General features: G+C 69.4%; 14 protein-coding genes and 1 pseudogene. 11 read left to right on the top strand and 4 right to left on the bottom strand.

Going from position 1 to position 16,236, the window contains the following annotated elements:
* Positions 1-84 precede the first annotated feature (84 nt).
* From ACFRMN_RS16415 to ACFRMN_RS16395, 5 genes are all read left to right on the top strand, one after another.
* Entirely contained in the window at positions 85-1,614 is a 1,530-nt protein-coding gene (locus tag ACFRMN_RS16415) for a UxaA family hydrolase (protein ID WP_383019484.1), read from the top strand.
* On the top strand, positions 1,611-2,498 hold the full coding sequence (locus tag ACFRMN_RS16410) for an SMP-30/gluconolactonase/LRE family protein (protein WP_383019481.1): 888 nt from the start codon (positions 1,611-1,613) through the stop codon (positions 2,496-2,498). The genes ACFRMN_RS16415 and ACFRMN_RS16410 overlap by 4 nt, the downstream gene beginning before the upstream one ends.
* Positions 2,495-3,256, top strand: coding sequence for an SDR family NAD(P)-dependent oxidoreductase (locus ACFRMN_RS16405; protein WP_383019479.1), 762 nt, complete (start codon positions 2,495-2,497; stop codon positions 3,254-3,256). The genes ACFRMN_RS16410 and ACFRMN_RS16405 overlap by 4 nt, the downstream gene beginning before the upstream one ends.
* Complete coding sequence (locus tag ACFRMN_RS16400; RefSeq protein ID WP_383019476.1) at positions 3,253-4,005, top strand: SDR family NAD(P)-dependent oxidoreductase; 753 nt, start codon at positions 3,253-3,255, stop codon at positions 4,003-4,005. Before ACFRMN_RS16405 ends, ACFRMN_RS16400 begins: the two co-directional genes overlap by 4 nt.
* A gap of 532 nt (positions 4,006-4,537) precedes the next feature.
* Complete coding sequence (locus ACFRMN_RS16395) at positions 4,538-5,467, top strand: LysR family transcriptional regulator (protein ID WP_383019473.1); 930 nt, start codon at positions 4,538-4,540, stop codon at positions 5,465-5,467.
* Positions 5,468-5,551: 84 nt separating this feature from the next.
* Here the strand turns inward: ACFRMN_RS16395 and ACFRMN_RS16390 are convergent, their stop codons facing one another.
* Both ACFRMN_RS16390 and ACFRMN_RS16385 read right to left on the bottom strand, forming a co-directional pair.
* Positions 5,552-6,343, bottom strand: coding sequence for an SMI1/KNR4 family protein (locus ACFRMN_RS16390; protein WP_383019471.1), 792 nt, complete (start codon positions 6,341-6,343; stop codon positions 5,552-5,554).
* Between the two features lie 430 nt (positions 6,344-6,773).
* The gene (locus ACFRMN_RS16385; protein WP_383019469.1) at positions 6,774-7,712 is read right to left on the bottom strand and encodes a LysR family transcriptional regulator; all 939 of its coding nucleotides are present in this window, start codon (positions 7,710-7,712) and stop codon (positions 6,774-6,776) included.
* A gap of 138 nt (positions 7,713-7,850) precedes the next feature.
* Here ACFRMN_RS16385 and ACFRMN_RS16380 point away from each other — a divergent pair, with 138 nt between their 5' ends.
* The 6 genes and pseudogenes from ACFRMN_RS16380 to ACFRMN_RS16355 all read left to right on the top strand — a co-directional run bounded on the left by ACFRMN_RS16380 (position 7,851) and on the right by ACFRMN_RS16355 (position 13,892).
* Positions 7,851-7,934 (top strand): putative leader peptide, encoded by an 84-nt coding sequence (locus ACFRMN_RS16380; protein WP_383019673.1) that lies wholly within the window; start codon positions 7,851-7,853, stop codon positions 7,932-7,934.
* A 104-nt stretch (positions 7,935-8,038) separates the two neighbouring features.
* Positions 8,039-8,251 (top strand): annotated as a pseudogene (locus tag ACFRMN_RS16375) (hypothetical protein); the annotation flags it as partial.
* A gap of 61 nt (positions 8,252-8,312) precedes the next feature.
* Positions 8,313-9,533 carry an SfnB family sulfur acquisition oxidoreductase gene (locus tag ACFRMN_RS16370; protein ID WP_383019467.1) on the top strand — a complete coding sequence of 407 codons (1,221 nt, stop codon included), beginning with the start codon at positions 8,313-8,315 and terminating at the stop codon, positions 9,531-9,533.
* 87 nt (positions 9,534-9,620) lie between these two features.
* A complete protein-coding gene (locus tag ACFRMN_RS16365; RefSeq protein ID WP_383019464.1) occupies positions 9,621-10,781 on the top strand; it encodes an LLM class flavin-dependent oxidoreductase in 1,161 nt (386 codons plus the stop codon).
* 96 nt (positions 10,782-10,877) lie between these two features.
* Positions 10,878-11,951, top strand: a complete 1,074-nt coding sequence (locus ACFRMN_RS16360) for an LLM class flavin-dependent oxidoreductase (RefSeq protein WP_383019461.1) — start codon at positions 10,878-10,880, stop codon at positions 11,949-11,951.
* Between the two features lie 696 nt (positions 11,952-12,647).
* Positions 12,648-13,892, top strand: a complete 1,245-nt coding sequence (locus ACFRMN_RS16355) for a vanadium-dependent haloperoxidase (protein ID WP_383019458.1) — start codon at positions 12,648-12,650, stop codon at positions 13,890-13,892.
* A gap of 328 nt (positions 13,893-14,220) precedes the next feature.
* On the opposite strand, the gene ACFRMN_RS16350 is transcribed toward ACFRMN_RS16355, so the two are convergent.
* Both ACFRMN_RS16350 and ACFRMN_RS16345 read right to left on the bottom strand, forming a co-directional pair.
* Positions 14,221-15,174, bottom strand: coding sequence for an SDR family NAD(P)-dependent oxidoreductase (locus tag ACFRMN_RS16350; RefSeq protein WP_383019455.1), 954 nt, complete (start codon positions 15,172-15,174; stop codon positions 14,221-14,223).
* A 146-nt stretch (positions 15,175-15,320) separates the two neighbouring features.
* Positions 15,321-16,139, bottom strand: a complete 819-nt coding sequence (locus ACFRMN_RS16345; RefSeq protein WP_383019453.1) for an SDR family oxidoreductase — start codon at positions 16,137-16,139, stop codon at positions 15,321-15,323.
* Positions 16,140-16,236 lie beyond the last annotated feature (97 nt).

Here is a 16,236-nt window from a genome sequence, read left to right as displayed (position 1 = left end):
ACTATTCGCGCGAGGCTCGCGGCCGGACGTTGTGGTGCTGAAGGAGCACCGCAGCGACATCACGACAGTCCCGTTGGATCTCGCATGACCGCGTCGACACCGACCGAGGTCGTCGTGCCGCTGGTTCCGCGGGACGGAGCGGACGACGTCGGGCTCGTTCGGGGCGACGTCAAGCGCGGAACGCCGATCCAGGTCTCCGGCGGGACGGTCGCCGCGATCGACGACATCCCGGCGGGACACAAGGTCGCCGTGCGGGCCGTGGCGGAGAGCGCGCCGGTGCACAAGTACGGTGAGGTGATCGGCGTGGCGCTGCGGGACATTCCGCCCGGTGCCCACGTGCACCTGCACAACCTCGGCGTCGGGCCGCACAGCGTCGGTGTCGCGGCTCCTCCCGCCGGGACGCCGGTGTGGACTTCGCCGACTGCCCCGACGCGTGACCATTTCCTCGGCTACCGCAGAGCGGACGGTCGGGCCGCGACCCGCAGCTATATCGCCGTGCTTCCGACCGTCAACTGTTCGTCGACCGTCGCCCGTATGATCGCCCAAACCGCCAACGCCCGCATCGCGGCGCCGAGTGTGGACGGGGTCATCGCCCTCACGCACGATCTGGGCTGCGGCATGGCCGAGGGCACCGCCGGGGACGACATCCTGCGCCGCACCCTGCGCGGCTACGCCGGGCACGCGAACATCGCCGGAGTCCTGATGGTCAGCCTGGGCTGCGAGATCAACCAGCCCGAGAACATCTTCGGCGACGCCCTCGCCGTCGAAACGCTCGTCATCCAGGACCTGGGCGGGACGGCCGCCACCGTCAACGCCGCGCTGGACCGCGTCGAGGCGATGGCCGCGCGGATCGCCGGCCTTGAGCGGGTGCCCATTCCGATCGCGGAGCTGACGCTGGGGCTGCAGTGCGGCGGGAGCGACGCGTACTCGGGCCTGACCGCCAACCCGGCCCTCGGAGTGGCGGCCGATCTTCTGGTCGCCGCCGGTGGCCGGGTCATCCTCGGTGAGACCCCCGAGATCTACGGCGCCGAGCACCTGCTGCGCAGGCGGGCCGTCAATCCTCCGGTCGGCCGCCGTATCGACGAACTGATCGCCTGGTGGCAGGCGTACACGGCGCGTAACGGCGCCGAGTTGGACAACAACCCGTCCGTGGGCAATCGCGCCGGCGGCATCACCACCATCTGGGAGAAGTCACTGGGGGCGGTTCTCAAGGGCGGTACGAGCCCGCTCAACGACGTGGTCGCCTACGCGGAGCCGGTCACGGCACCAGGTCTCACCTTCATGGACACTCCGGGATACGACCCGGTCTCGGCGACCGGCATGGTCGCGGGCGGGGCGAACCTGCTGGCGTTCACGACCGGACGTGGGTCGGTTTTCGGATCGCGGCCCACTCCCTGCCTCAAGATCAGCACCACAACTCGGCTGTACGAACGCATGCGTGGTGATATCGACTTCGACGCCGGCTCGGCCATGTCGAGTGACGATCAACTCCGTTATGGAACCCTGCTGTTCGAGGCCCTGGTAGACATGGCATCGGGGACGCCCAGCAAGTCCGAGGAACTCGGATTCGGCACCGAGGAGATCGTGCCGTGGCGGATGGGAGCCGTAGTGTGACATCAGTGTTCTGGAACGGGCGGGCCACCCTTGGTGAGGGTCCACTGTGGGACTCGCGCATCGACACCCTGTACTGGGTGGATATCGTCGCCGGGGTCGTCCTCGCCCAGATCTCCGGCGCCGACCGGCCCAAGCGGATCGAGGCCGGGGCACAGGTCGGCTGCCTCGGTCTCACCGACGATCCGCGAGTCCTCGTGGCCGGTCTGCGCACCGGCTGGCACCTGCTCGACGTCGGCACGGGCGACCGTACCCTCCTCGCCGATCCCGAGGCGGATCGCCCGGCCTGCCGTTTCAACGACGGATCGGTCGACCCGGCGGGTCGGTTCTGGACCGGTTCGCTGGAGGACGGGGAGACCCGTGCTGTGGGCCGGCTCTACCGGCTGGACGCCAGTGGCGCCCACACCGTGGTCGACCAGGGCTTCTACTGCCCCAACGGCATCGATTGGTCGCCGGACGGGCGCTGGATGTACTTCGTGGACTCCCGCGCCGACGTGATCTACCGGTACGCCTTCGATGTCGAGTCCGGGGCGGCCACGGGCCGTCAGGTCTTCGTCGACACGTCGTCGCTACCGGGCATCCCCGATGGGCTGCGGGTGGACGCGAACGGCGATGTGTGGTGCGCCTTCTGGGACGGCGCCCACGTGAGCCGCTTCACCCCCCACGGAGCTGTCGCCGAGCGACTGCCCGTGCCGGTCCTGCGTCCGACGAGCGTCGTCTTCGGTGGGCCGGACCTTCGCACCATGTACATCACCTCGGCGTCGATCGGGCTCACCGAGGCTCAGCTGGCCGAGTGGCCCCTGTCGGGATCGGTGCTGCGGCGCACCGTCGACACCCCGGGCCGGCCGTCGACCTTCTTTCACTCCGTACGAGAGGCGCCGGCATGAGATTCAGCGGGAAGGTCGCCGTGGTCACCGGCGCCGACTCCGGCATCGGCCGGGCGACGGCGATCCGGCTCCTGGACGAGGGCGCCACGGTCGTCGCTGTCGACCTGAAACACACCCAGCCGTGGCCGGACCAGTCGAAGGGGCGTCTGCGGCTGTTCGACCTGGACGTCGCGGACCCGGACGCCGGACAGCGCCTGGAGACCTACCTGCGGGCGGAGTTCCAGCGGGTCGACGTGCTGGCGAACGTCGCCGGAATTCTGCGCATCGCGCCGTTCCTCCAGGTCACCCGGGCCGACTGGGACCGTGTGGTCGCGGTGAACCTGACCGGCGTGTTCTTCCTGAGCCAGGCCGCCGCCCGCATCATGGTGGACCACGGCACGCCGGGCCGCATCGTCAACGTCTCATCGGTCCACGCCGTGGTGTCCGAGCCGAACGCGGCGCCCTACACGGCGACCAAAGGCGGCATCGAGGCGATGACCCGCACGATGGCATCCGAACTGGCTCCCCACGGCGTCACCGTGAACTGCGTACGCCCGGGCGCCACCCGGACCGGGATGAGCGAACCGATCTACACGCCGGAGATCGTCAGGTCGTTGACGGCGAAGATCCCGCTGCGGGAGATCGCGCCGCCGGAGTGGGTCGCGTCGGCCATCTGCTACCTCGCGTCCGAGGAGGCGCGCTACACCACCGGCGCCTGCCTCGATGTCGACGGCGGGTACGCCATGGACGGCTCGCTGCCAGGGGCGGCGTACTCATGAGCGCCGTCGCCGTGGTCACCGGCGCCGCCTCCGGCATCGGGCGCGCCACCGCCGTGCGACTCGCACGCGAAGGCTACGAAGTCGCGTTGCTGGACCTGGACGCCGTCGGCCTGGCCACGACATGTGCGCGGATCCAGGAGGCCGGCGGGCAGGCGCACCCTCTTACCGTGGACCTGTGCGACCCACTGGAGGTCGGCGCGGTGACCCGGGAGATCGCGGTGACGGTCGGCCCCCCGCAGGTGCTCGTCAATGTGGCCGGTATCGGCGTGGCCGCGACGGTGCTGGAGACGAGCGACGAAGACTGGAACCGCGTCCTGACGGTGAACCTCACCGGGCCCTTCTTCACCACACGGGCGACGCTGCCGCTGATGCTCGACCGCCGCAGCGGGGTGATCGTCAACATCGCCTCAGTGGCCGGTCAGGTCGGCATGGCCCGCCGCGCGGCGTACTGCGCGTCCAAGGCCGGGCTGGTCGGACTCACCCGCGCGATCGCCGTGGACCACGCCCGCGAGGGAATTCGCTGCGTGGCCATCTGTCCAGGCACCGTGGAGACCGAGTGGATCGGGAAGATCCTGGCGAACGCGCCGGACCCGGTCGCCGCGCGCCAGGCGATGGCAGAACGGCAGCTCGACGGCCGGATGGGATCGCCGGAGGAGATCGCGGCCATGGTCGCCTTCGTCGCGGGCCCGGACGGCCGATTCGTCAACGGGGCCGCTCTTGTCCTGGACGGCGGGATGACGGCGGCGTGAGCGCACGGGCGGTCACGGTCACCGGTGCCGGCCGGGCCCGCGCTAGGTCCTGTCTTCAAAGTAGCGCCGTCCGCCCGGAGGGTGGGCTCGGAGGCGGCCGGTGCGTGCGATCGCAAGGCGGAGGGTCGCCCCAGTACTGGATGTACTGGGGCGATCCCGACAACGCCGCGAGCGTGCGTGCCGGGCGTCGCCGGGCAGGCGGGACTTTGAAGACAGGGCCTAGTTCCGCTCTGCCGGACGCCATGGGGCGGCGGATGCGCCGTAGCGGCGTGAGCGCACGGCCCACTACGCTCGTGCAGCGGATCCGCAGGCGGCGGAACCAGTACGAGTGCGTGAACGCGCCCTCCGCGCACTGGCGTTGAAGCCCCGGGCCGGAGCCCATGCTCGGTGGTAGTGAGGGGGATGCCGCAGAGCCGCGAAAGGGGGCCTCTACGTGAAAGAGCCCAGGACGGAACGCCTCCGGGGCATATCGGGTCCGGCATGGACGACACACGTCACCGCCGACCTGCCTCCCCGCGATCCCCGGGATGCCATGTCGCTGCAGACCGCCTGGTTGCGCAGCTTTCTCGCGGTGGCCGACAAAGGCGGGTTCGGTGCGGCCACCCTGGTACTGCACCTGTCGCAGTCGCGGGTCAGCGCCCATATCGCCGCGCTCGAACATGCCCTTGGGGTGACGCTCTTCGACCGCAAGGCCCGTCCCATTCGCATGACCGAGGCGGGCGAGCTGTTCCGTGGGCATGCCATGACGGCCCTGCTGGAGTTGCAGCGCGGCGTCGACGCGGCACGCAGCACACTCGACACCTTCGTCGCGCATGTGAGTGTCGGCAGTTATCCGAGCGTCAGCTCGACCTACCTGCCCGCGGTGCTGCGGGAGCTGAAGTCGAAGTACCAGGGCATGACGGTCGACTTGTTCGAGGGGAACGCCTCGACACTGGAGGAGATGGCCGTCAACGGGACCGTCGACCTCGCGTTCCGGCCGCTGCTGCCGAAGATGCACGAGACGACGCTCTGCCATCGCACGATCTGGCGCGAGGACATCGTCGCCGTGATGCGCGAGAACGACCCCCTCGCCGGCCAGACCTCGGTCAGCGTCGGCGACATCGAGGAGCGGCCGCTCATCGGCAATCCGGCCGGCAGCGAGGAAGACGGCGGCGGGTTCGATCTGCGCCACACGCTCGGCGAGGCGTCCGGGCGGGCCGACATCGTGTATCTGACCGATCAGCCGACCACCTTGGTCGCGCTGGTCCGCTCCGCCTTCGGCGTCGGCATCATCAACCGTCTCGCACTGCGGACCACCAGCACCGAAGGACTGGCCATCCGCACGATCGACTCTCCGACCGCCTTCCGGGAAGTGGCCCTGTTCTGGGCGCGACGGCGCGCGGACACCGTCGGCGTCAAAGCATTTCTCGATGTTCAGGGACGAGCGCGGCTGCCGCCTGGCGTACAGGCGATCTTGAGCTGACCAGCTCCGTTCGGCCGAAGGCAGACCGCGGCGACCGTCAGCGACGGACCGGCGCAAACCGCGGCCTGGCCTCACCTCATGCCGTTACTGGTTGAGGATCTGCGAGTTGGGTGCGAAACGATTCCTGTCCTCCGGGTCAACGATGTCGTCGAGGTTGCTGAAGTAGAACGATGTCGTCGTGCGGGCCACGACGTCGTGGAGGAACTGGCTGCACGACACCGGATACGCCTCCCAGAGCGGGCCGCGCCCCTCGTTGAGGATGACGGTCCATTCCTCCGGTTCGACATCAGGACGGACCAACCAGTACAGGAAGTGTCCCGCACCTTCCACATACCCCCAGGGCACCAGCCTGACATTGCCCTCATGGAGTTCCGACGGCTTGTCCTCGCCCACTTCCCATAGATCGGCGAGGATCTCCTCGCGTTCCGCGGTCTGGGCGACCAGGTCATACATCGCATCCGGGCAACCCGGTTCCAACAGCCGGACAACCCCTGCGAAGACCCCGCCGCCGTACATCTCGACGAGCCGCCTGTAGTCGGCCGGCAGGGCGATGCCCAACGCGTCCTCCACAGCGGACCACCTCACGGTTCGGCCACCGACGGGCGGCGGGCAGAGGCGCACCAGCGGATCGGTATGGCGCAGGCTCCGGGCCATCCGTATATCGCTCGGCAGGGCGCTGAACCGTGGCGGGGTCCTGGTGGCGTCAAGTACCACCGCACACATCCGGTCGCCGACCGCGGCGCTCGGGGTGTCCGACCACCATGAGCGATGTTTGGTCCGGTCGATGAAACCGTCGTGACCGTCCGCGCTGACGGCGGTCCCTGTCGGAGCCACGGCCGTGACAACCACGTGGAACTCCTGATGATCAGCAAGCATGACCTCTACCCTGCACCATGCCGGCGGTTGCGGACCGAAGGGGGGCGAACTCACAGGCTTGACTACCGTGGACCCGGGTGAGTCCGGCATCCGATCTATACACGTAAGCCCCCGAATCGCCACCCCGGCACCCGGCCGGGACAACCTCAAGAACGGCCTCGTCCGAAGCACGGGCTGCGGCAGCGCGTGCCAGTTACGTGCGGGAACTGTCACCGGACGGCTCCCGCTCCCCGCGCGTTGGCGGGTAGCGGCGTCGGAGCAGACCACGGATCAGCCCGCGAGCCGCAGACCCGGAATCCTGGCGCCTACGTCCGGCCCTTGGACGCCGGTGTGCGGTGGCAGGAAGTGGCACGGTCGAGCCGCCAAGAAGTAGCGATACCGCGGCAATGAACGCGACGGTCGGCGCCACCCCTCCCGGGGCGACGGTGGGTCACCCTGCCGCCGAACAGGAGACGCCGGCCGCGACCTCCGCGGTGTAGTCGGCGGCGAGGTCGACGAACATCGCGTGCAGCGCCCGGGACGCGGCGGTGACCGAGCCGGCGAGCGGCCGCTGGATCACCAACAGTACGGCGGTGTCCTCGACTTCGAGAGGCCGGAAGGTGATCATCCCCGCGCGCTCCAGCGGATCTCCGCGCACGCTGAAGTCGGGCAGTACGGTGGTGCCGAGACCCTCGGCGACCATGAGCTTCCCCATCTCCGCGCCGTCCGTCGAGTACGAGAAGCTGGGACTGCGCCCGTGCAGGAGCCGGTGGACGTAGCGGTGCATGAGGTAGCCCGACCGCATCACGACGAGCGGCTGGCTGAGCAGGTCGTCCACCGAGATCCGCTCCTTCGCGGCGAGCGGACTGCCGGATCGCACACAGGCCACCGGCCGGCCGCGCAGCAGCTCCGTGGTGTGGAATCCGGGCGGGGTGTCGTCGCCCTGAAGGTAGTTGACGAGGCCGAGATCGAGACCGCCCTCCAGCAGCGCGCTGTGCAGCGCGGTCTGCTGGGCACTGACCACCTCGACCTGCGTCTCCGGATGCGCGGCCCGGAACGCCCGGATGGTGGGCACGAGCAGCGGCACGGTGGCGGCGTGGACCGTGCCGAGCCGGATCATCCGGCTGGTGTGGTGCTGCTCGTCGGCCGCTCTGCGCAGCCCCTCGACCGCGTCGAGCACACCGGTGATGTGCGGCAGCAGTTCACGGCCCTCGGCGCTGATCCTGGCCCCCGACCGCCTGCGGTCCAGGATGTCCACGCCCAGCTCACGCTCCAGATTGCGGACGGCCTCACTCAGCGCCGGCTGGGACAGATGCAGGGCCTCGGCCGCCCGGCGAAGAGAGCCGAGACGGGTCACGGCCTCGATGTATTCGAGCTGTTCTATCCGCATGACCTCATGTTCTCCGATCGGCGTTGAAGGGAATCCCTATCACCACTTCACGGATCCCGAATGTACGCGGGCGACGACGACGGCTAACCTCGTGAGCACATGCTTCGGTGAAACAGGTTCGAGAGGTGGTGACGGGCGATGCGGGATCTGTGGGAGCTGACCTGCCGCCGTCACGTGGACCTCGCGCGCGTCTCCAGCGCCCTGTGTCGTCAGGTGCGATAGAACCGGGTCCCGCGGCGCACCGCGTGTCACACCGACGCGGCACGAGCCCGGTGTTCACAGCACATCGGCAGTGGCTTTCGCGGTCTTCTCGCTGCTCTCCGCATGCCAACGACTACGCGCTCCGGCCGGTGCTGTCCTCCATGGGCGCCCAGCACATCGTCCAGGGCTGGTTCGTCCTCGACCAGCACATCACGGCCCTCGAAGGCGGTGGAGTCTCCCTCGACGCCGAGGCCGAGAGGGGACTCCGCCAGGTGGTGGACCAGTTCGCGTGGGCACTGCGGCCGGGCAGCGCCTACCAGGTACCGGCCGCCGCCTGAACCGCCCGTCTCACCGGCCGTTTCTCCCGACCATCCGCCGCACACCGCACGGAGGACCACCATGACCGCACCCGTACCGCCCGACGACGCGGCGTCGGCGAACGCCCATGTGATCGCCGATGACACCGAAGCGCGCACGGTGGCCGCGGAGTTGGCCGACGAGTTCCGGGCCGGTGCGGCGCGGCGGGACGCGGGGCGCGTCCTGCCGCGCGAGGAGCTGGCACGTCTGTCCGCCGGCGGTCTGCTCGGGATCACCGTGCCCCGCTCACACGGCGGCGCCGATGTGTCGGCAGGGACACTCGCCGAGGTCTTCCGGCTGCTGGCGACCGGCGACGCCAGCCTGGCCCAGATACCCCAGAACCACTTCGTCTATGTCAATGTGCTGCGCAGACAAGGCAGCGCGGGGCAGAAGAAGTTCTTCTTCGCCGAGGTGCTCGCGGGTCGCAGCTTCGGCAACGCGCAGTCGGAGGCCGGCACCAAGCACGTCCAGGACATCAGGACCAGACTGGCACCTACGGGCGATGGCTCCTATCTGCTGAGCGGTGAGAAGCACTACTCGACGGGAGCACTGTTCGCGGACTGGATCCCGGTCCTCGCACGGGCCGAAGAGGACACGCTGCACGTCGCGTACGTGGCACGTGACGCACCCGGTGTCACTGTCGTCGACGACTGGAACGGCATGGGCCAGCGCACCACGGCGAGTGGCACTGTGCGCCTCGCGGACGTCAGCGTCGCCGCTGACCGGGTCGTACCCCACCACCTCACCTTCCAGGGCCCCCAGTTGCACGGTGCGGTGGCCCAGCTGCTGCATGCCGCCATCGATGTGGGCATCGCCTCCGGCGCCCTCGCCGAAGCCGCCGAATTCGTCCGTACGAAGAGCCGGCCCTGGTTCGAGAGCGGCTACGAAACCGCCGTCGAGGATCCTCTGCTGATCCAGCGCTTCGGTGAACTGGCACTGCAGGTGAGGGCTTCGGAAGCGCTGCTGGCCGCCGCGGCGTCCGCCGTGGACGCGGCGTCCGCCGACCTGACGGACGACACAGCGGCCGAGGCGTCGATCGCGGTGTCGGCGGTCAAGGTACACGCGGCTTCAACGGCCGTCGACACGAGTAGCGCGCTGTTCGAGGTGTCGGGGACCCGCTCGGCGCTGGACAGCCTCAACCTGCACCGCCACTGGCGCGACGCCCGTACTCATACGCTGCACGACCCCGCCCGGTGGAAGATCCAGCACATCGGCCGCTACGTGCTCAACGGCACCCGGCCGCCCCGCCACGGTCTGATCTGAGCGGGACTCCGTCCCGTCGTCCGCGCCCCGCGCCCCGCCCAACGCCTCCCGCCGGAGGTGTCCTGTCAGAAGAGTCCGGAGAATTCAGTGAGCCTCACCTTCCATTGGTTCCTGCCCACGTACGGAGACAGCCGTCACATTGTCGGCGGCGGTCACGGACTGCCGGCGGGCGCAGCGGGCGGACAGCGCCCCGCCGACCTCGGATACCTGAGCCAAATCGGCCGAGCGGCCGAACAACTGGGCTTCGTGGGAGCGTTGACACCGACAGGGGCCTGGTGCGAGGACGCGTGGCTGACCACGGCGATGCTCGCCCGGGAGACCGAACGGCTGAAGTTCCTGGTCGCCTTCCGCCCCGGCTTCGTCGCCCCGACGCTCGCCGCCCAGATGGCGGCGACCTTCCAACGCCACGCGCCGGGACGGCTGTTGCTCAATGTCGTCACGGGCGGCGAGAGCCACGAACAGCGCGCTTACGGCGACTTTCTCGACAAGGAGAGCCGGTACGCGCGCACCGGTGAATTCCTGCGGATCGTCAGGGAACTGTGGCGCGGAAAGTCCGTGTCGTTCACCGGCGAACACCTCCAGGTGGAGAACGCACAGCTGGCCCGTGTCCCGGATCCCGTGCCACCTGTCTACTTCGGCGGCTCCTCACCGGCGGCGGGCGAGGTCGCTGCCCGTCACAGCGATGTGTATCTGACCTGGGGAGAGCCCCCGGCGCAGGTCGCGGAGAAGGTCGCCTGGATCCGCTCCCTGGCGGCCGAGCAGGGCCGTACCGTACGGTTCGGCATCCGCCTTCATGTGATCACGCGCGACACGGCGGAGCAGGCATGGGCGGAGGCCCGCCGACTGCTCGACGGCTTCTCCGACGAGGCGGTGAAGGCCGTCCAGACCGGCCTGGCCCGCAGTGAGTCGGAGGGCCAGCGGCGCATGCTGGCCCTGCACGGAGGCGACAGGGACGGCCTGGAGGTGTCGCCGAATCTGTGGGCGGGCGTCGGCCTGGTCCGCGGCGGCGCGGGTACGGCACTGGTGGGCAGCCACGCCGAGGTCGCGGAACGCATCACCGAATATCACCGCCTCGGCATCGACGAGTTCATCATGTCGGGCCACCCGCACGTCGAGGAGGCGTACTGGTTCGGCGAGGGCGTCCTGCCGCTGCTCGCCGGGTCCGGCCTGTGGACCCACCCGAACGCCCCGGCGTCCGCCGCACAGCACGGCACGGGGGTCCCGTTCGCCGCCGGTGTGAGGCCCTGACACGAGCGGCGGGGATCGGCGCTTCAGCCGCCCTGCCGGCCGAAGGCAACTCATCGAGCGGGGTAACCCCGCTCGGCAGCGAATCGGAGGCCCGACATGAGCACAGAATATCTCTGGTACATCCCCAACACGGTCGAGCCCGGCCATCGCGGTGACGACACGAAAAAAGGGTGGGGAACGCTCGACTTCTCGACTGAACTCGCCCGGGCCGCGGAGGACCACGGTTGGGGCGGAGCCCTCATCGGTACGGGGTGGGGCCGGCCGGACACCTTCACCGTGGCCACCGCTCTGGCCGCCCGCACCACCACATTCCAGCCACTGGTAGCGATAAGGCCCGGCTATTGGCAGCCCGCGCACTTCGCCAGCGCCGCGGCCACTCTCGACCAGCTCAGCGGGGGACGCCTGCTGGTCAACATCGTCAGTGGCCTGGACAACGCCGGGGCGTACGGCGACGGAGAGAGCGACCCGGCACGCCGGTACGACCGCACACGGGAATTTCTCCAGCTCGTGCGTCGACTGTGGAGCGAGGAGAACGTCACCTTCCGAGGTGAGTTCTTCGGCGTCGAGGGCTCGACGGTCAGCCCGCGACCCTACGGCGCCGAGCAGGGCCGGACCCCGAGGCTCTACTTCGGCGGCGCCTCCGCGGCAGCGGAGCAGGTCTCGGCCGCCGAGGCCGACGTCCAGCTCTTCTGGGGAGAGCCGCTCGACGGCGTGGCCGAGCGGATCGACCGCCTCAAGACGCTGGCCGAATTCCTTGGCCGTGCCCACGCCCCGCTGGAGTTCGGCCTGCGTATCACGACGTTGATCCGTGATACGACCGAGGAGGCCTGGCATGACGCCGAGGCGAAGGTAGCCAGTATGGCGGGCCGCGCCGAGTCGGAGGTGTTCAGTCACCAGCGTCGAGCCGTCGGTCAGAAGCGGCTCTACGATCTCGCGCAGCGCGGCGAGGTGCTGGATTCCTGCCTCTACACCACCCCTGGCCGGTTCGGGGGCGGGGGCGCGGGGACCACCTGGCTGGTCGGTTCTCCTGACGACGTGGCCGCGGCCCTGCGCAAGTACGGTGAACTCGGCATCACCCACTTCGTCCTTTCCGACACCCCATACAAACCGGAGGTCGTCCGCATCGGAGACCAACTGCTGAGCCGGCTCCGGGAGCGGAACCCGGTTTGACGGGTTCTCTTCCGGGACGTTGACGCCTGGACATCTTCGACGCCGCCGCGGGCAGAGCTCGCCACCCGGATCAGAGGCCACTGGGGCATCGAAGACTTCCTGCGCCACGCGCGCGATGACCCCGTGATGTAACGCCCGCATTGCACCCCACGAAGGTGTCATTGCAGTACTGGCCAGGCGAACCGCCTTGCCTTGACCGGCACTTGACCCGTACATAGCTTCGACGCCATGCGCATCCGCCAGCGATTCCGGAGGCGACGGGCCATCGATCTGATGCGCGTCGCCACTGCGACGTGTAGCTGACCCTCCACCACGCCACACCGCGCCGCACGTGCGCGCCGACTTCCCTTTCCGCGCCCTCCGGCGTCGTCCCCTGCTCTGCCGGCTCGTTCCCTCGTTCTGTGAAGGCCCGCATGATCCCTCGTATACGCATGCCTCTAGCAGAAGCACAAGGCTTTCCAGGCGGACACTCTTCGACCGCCGGTACGAGTGAGTGGCCGCCGACGCCATCGCCGGTGAAGGGAGGACGACATGAGCGCCACTGTTTTCGACAAGCCGACGGCACCGGTGACAGACGGAGCCGCGGCGGCCACCCCTCAGCCGCGCCGTCACACCCGAAAGCGGTTTGGCCACGCCGCGCGATCACTACGGACTGCCGCGGCCCGTCGGCAGATACGCCTCACCCAAGGAGAACACGTGAGTCCGTTCAGATCCCGTCCCGCCTTCGTCGCCCTCGGCGCGGCAGCACTGCTGACCGCGTCCGTCGCGGTACCGCAGGCCGTCGCCGTCGGCGAGCGCAGCTCCACGGCGCTCGCCTGGTACGACACCACCGCCGAGACCATCGCCGCGGCCGGCGCGCCCACACAGATCACCAACAACCGTACGTGGGCCATCAGTTGGCTCGCGGCGGCACGGGCCACCCGTAATGTGCCCGCGGGCGTCCAGCGCGGCGCCTACCAGGACGCGGCGCTCGCCGCGGCCGTCCACCGTGCACTCGTGGCGCTGGTACCGGCTCGCACGGAGCAGCTCGACACAGCTTTCAAGGAGACCCTGGAGGGGATACCCGACGGTCCGTCGGAGGAGCGCGGCATCGCGGCGGGAGAGCGGCAGGCCGATCTCATCCTCAGGTCCAGGCAAGGTGACGGCCTCGACCCCGCCTCGGTAGACGCGCCGTACACGGTGCCCTCCGCAGCCCCCGGAGTCTGGCAGCCCACACCACCCGCGTACGCCCCGGCCACGCAGTACGGCAACCGCGTCGCCAAGCCCTTCCTGCTCAAGACGCAGAGCCAGTTCCGACTCGGCCCACCGCCCGCGCTGGACTCCAAGCGCTATGCCGCTGACCTCACCGAGGTACGTACATACGGCGCCTCGGACAGCACCGCTCGCAGCGCGCACCAGACCGAGACCGCCACCTTCTGGTACGGCTCCTCGTACACCCTCTACACAGAACCCCTGCGCGTCGCCCTCTCCCGCTCGGCGCAGGAGATCGCCGGGCAGACGAGGCTGGTCGCTCTCTTCCATGTCGTGCTGGTGGACACACAGATCGCGACCTCCGACTCGAAGTACGCGTACGAGAGGTGGCGCCCGGTCACCGCGATCCGCACCGGCACCATTGACCCCGACCCGGACTGGACACCGCTGCACAACACTCCCGCGCACCCGGACTACCCGAGCGGGCACAACACCTACTCGGGTGCCGCGGAGACCGTGCTGTCGACGCTCTACGGACCTCGCACCGCCCCGTTCGAACTGACCAGCCCCACCGCGCCCGGGGTGACCAGGACCTACACCACCTGGAAGCAGCTCTCGGAGGAGAACACCGACGCGCGGATCCTCTCGGGCATCCACACCCGGTCGGCCGATGAGGGCGGCATCACACTCGGCACGAACGTGGCCAGGTATGACCTGGAAAACGCCGGGCGGCTCTTCGACTCACGCTGACGCTCCGGTCGAGTGATCCAGGGGCACCCGGTGGAGAGGTGTCCTTGGACCTCATAGGCACCGCGGACGGCGACCGCACGCGGCACCACGCGCGCGGTGGCCGGCCTGCTCGCCACCACCCTCGTCACCGCCGCCCACCTCTTCCTCACTGAACAGCGGACCTGCCCAAAGCCCCCTGCCAGGGCCTGACCCTTAACAGGCCCTGGACCTCCTCCAACACCTTCTCGCCACCTGGACCGACACCTGGACCGGCACCTCGACCGGCACCTGGACCACCTGCCGACAACCACCCCATGGCAGCCCTACGACACCACCTGACAAAGCACGACTAGATCAAGGACTCGGATACGGCCCAGAGACGCGCGGCGTTGTCGTGGTCGAGGGCGTAGGAGGCGACACCGGCGATGGCTCCGGCGCGCTCGGTGACGGGTTTGGCCTCGGCGCAGTCCTCGTAGTAGCGGCCGGTGACGCCGGCCACGGCCGGGGAAGCGGCCATCAGGACGGAGGTCGCGGCGCCCTGCTGGACGGTCTTGCCCGGCGGCAGGGCGAGTTCGCCCGCGGCCAACATCCCGGCCACCGCCTCCATGTCGGCGTTGCGGGACAGGCCGGTGTCGCCGACGTTGCCCGGCATCAGGGCGTTGACGGTGATCCCGTCGTCGGCCCAGCGTTCGGCGGCGGCTACGGCGAAGTGGACGACAGCCGTCTTGGACTGTCCGTAGGAGGTCCACGGGTCGTAGGGGCGATAGCGGTAGTCGAGGTCGTCGAAGATGACCGGGGAGAAGAGGTGCCCGATGGAGCTCACCGCGACGACCCGGGCGCCGTCCGCCGCGGCGAGCGCAGGGTGGAGGCCGGTGGTGAGGGCGAAGTGGCCCAGGTGATTGACACCGAACTGCCATTCCCGCCCGTCAGTTGTGCGGGCGATCTGTGGTGGCGCCATCACTCCGGCGTTGTTGACGAGGATGTCCAGCGGACCGTCCCAGGCCGTCACGAACGCGGCCACCGTCGACCGGTCGGACAGATCGAGCCGGCCGACCGACAACTTGCCCGAGCCGGACGGAAGCTCCGCCTCCAGGCGCGCCGCCACCTGCGCGCCCGCGTCGGTGTTCCGGACGGCCAAGGTGACGTCGGCGCCTGCCGCGGCGAGTGCGCGGACAGTCTCCACTCCGATCCCGGAACTGGCACCGGTGACCACGGCGCGGCGGCCGTGCAGGTCGACGCCGTCGATCACTTCGGCGGCAGTGGTGGTCGCTCCGAACGTGCGGGGAGTCTGAGGTACGGACATGAACTGTGTCTCCTGATGTGTGAGGAGCCGAGGACCACCTCACGTGTGGTCACTGTCGAACGAGTCCGACAATCGGCAAGGGATGGCCGCCAGGCCCAGGGTGGGGGCGGGAGGGGTTCCTGCGTCGCCGGGCTGTGACGGGTTGGTCAGCCCTGCGCGATCCGGGAGACGTGCTGCCAGTCGGCCCAGGTCTTGAGTCGTTCGGCGTAGAGCGGCTCGATGATCTCGCTGGGCTCGGTCCCGAACAGCACGCGCAGCGGCGGGTTCTCCGCGTCGACGATCTGCAGCAGGGCGGCGCCGGCGTTGGCCGGTTCGCTGTGGCGGGCCTCGCCCATGCGGGCCGCCATGGCCTCGCGGACCCCGTCGTAGGCGGGGTTCGGCTCGGCGTGCGTGGCCGAGGAACCGGCCCAGTCGGTGCTGAAGCCGCCCGGCTCGACGATGGTGACCTTGATCCCCACGCCGGCGACCTCCTGGGAGAGGGAGTCGCTGAAGCCCTCCAGCGCCCACTTGGACGCCTGGTACGCGCCCAGCGACGGGAAGGCGGCGACGCCGCCGACGGACGAGACCTGCACGATGTGGCCGCTGCCCTGCGCGCGCAGGATCGGCAGCACGGCCTGGGTTACCCAGAACGCGCCGAAGAAGTTCGTCTCCATCTGATCGCGCACCTGCTGCTCGGTGACCTCTTCGACCATGCCGAACAGTCCGTAGCCGGCGTTGTTGACCACGACATCGAGGCGGCCGAACTTCTCGTGCGCCGCGGCCACCGTGGCGGCGACGGCCGCCTTGTCGGTGACGTCGAGTGCCAGTGGCAGGACCGCGTCGTCGCCGTACTTGGTGACCAGATCCTCCAGCGTCGCCGTGTTCCTCGCGGTCGCGGCGACCTTGTCCCCGCGCTCCAGCGCGGACTCGGCGAAGGCGCGGCCGATGCCGCGGGACGTACCGGTGATGAACCAGACCTTGCTCATTGCTTCTCCTTGAGGGATGGCCTCCCGGGGCTGCCCCCGGCGCCGGTTTCACTGTAGCCCAGAAAGTTAGACGAGTCCAAATATGGCTCCGTCCAGA

Origin of the sequence: Streptomyces sp. NPDC056835, from assembly GCF_042789485.1 — a bacterium.
Classification (GTDB): Bacteria; Actinomycetota; Actinomycetes; order Streptomycetales; family Streptomycetaceae; genus Streptomyces.
The sequence above is the reverse complement of the archived record's forward strand: the minus strand, read 5'-3'. Positions and strand labels throughout refer to the sequence as shown.

What these genes read in the sequence shown, in the direction of transcription:
- ACFRMN_RS16415 (WP_383019484.1), top strand. Translation starts at nt 85, where the DNA reads ATGACCGCGTCGACACCGACCGAGGTCGTCGTGCCGCTGGTTCCGCGG.
- ACFRMN_RS16405 (WP_383019479.1), top strand. Translation starts at nt 2,495, where the DNA reads ATGAGATTCAGCGGGAAGGTCGCCGTGGTCACCGGCGCCGACTCCGGC.
- ACFRMN_RS16400 (WP_383019476.1), top strand. Translation starts at nt 3,253, where the DNA reads ATGAGCGCCGTCGCCGTGGTCACCGGCGCCGCCTCCGGCATCGGGCGC.
- ACFRMN_RS16395 (WP_383019473.1), top strand. Translation starts at nt 4,538, where the DNA reads ATGTCGCTGCAGACCGCCTGGTTGCGCAGCTTTCTCGCGGTGGCCGAC.
- ACFRMN_RS16390 (WP_383019471.1), bottom strand. Translation starts at nt 6,343, where the DNA reads ATGCTTGCTGATCATCAGGAGTTCCACGTGGTTGTCACGGCCGTGGCT.
- ACFRMN_RS16385 (WP_383019469.1), bottom strand. Translation starts at nt 7,712, where the DNA reads ATGCGGATAGAACAGCTCGAATACATCGAGGCCGTGACCCGTCTCGGC.
- ACFRMN_RS16380 (WP_383019673.1), top strand. Translation starts at nt 7,851, where the DNA reads ATGCGGGATCTGTGGGAGCTGACCTGCCGCCGTCACGTGGACCTCGCG.
- ACFRMN_RS16370 (WP_383019467.1), top strand. Translation starts at nt 8,313, where the DNA reads ATGACCGCACCCGTACCGCCCGACGACGCGGCGTCGGCGAACGCCCAT.
- ACFRMN_RS16360 (WP_383019461.1), top strand. Translation starts at nt 10,878, where the DNA reads ATGAGCACAGAATATCTCTGGTACATCCCCAACACGGTCGAGCCCGGC.
- ACFRMN_RS16350 (WP_383019455.1), bottom strand. Translation starts at nt 15,174, where the DNA reads ATGTCCGTACCTCAGACTCCCCGCACGTTCGGAGCGACCACCACTGCC.
- ACFRMN_RS16345 (WP_383019453.1), bottom strand. Translation starts at nt 16,139, where the DNA reads ATGAGCAAGGTCTGGTTCATCACCGGTACGTCCCGCGGCATCGGCCGC.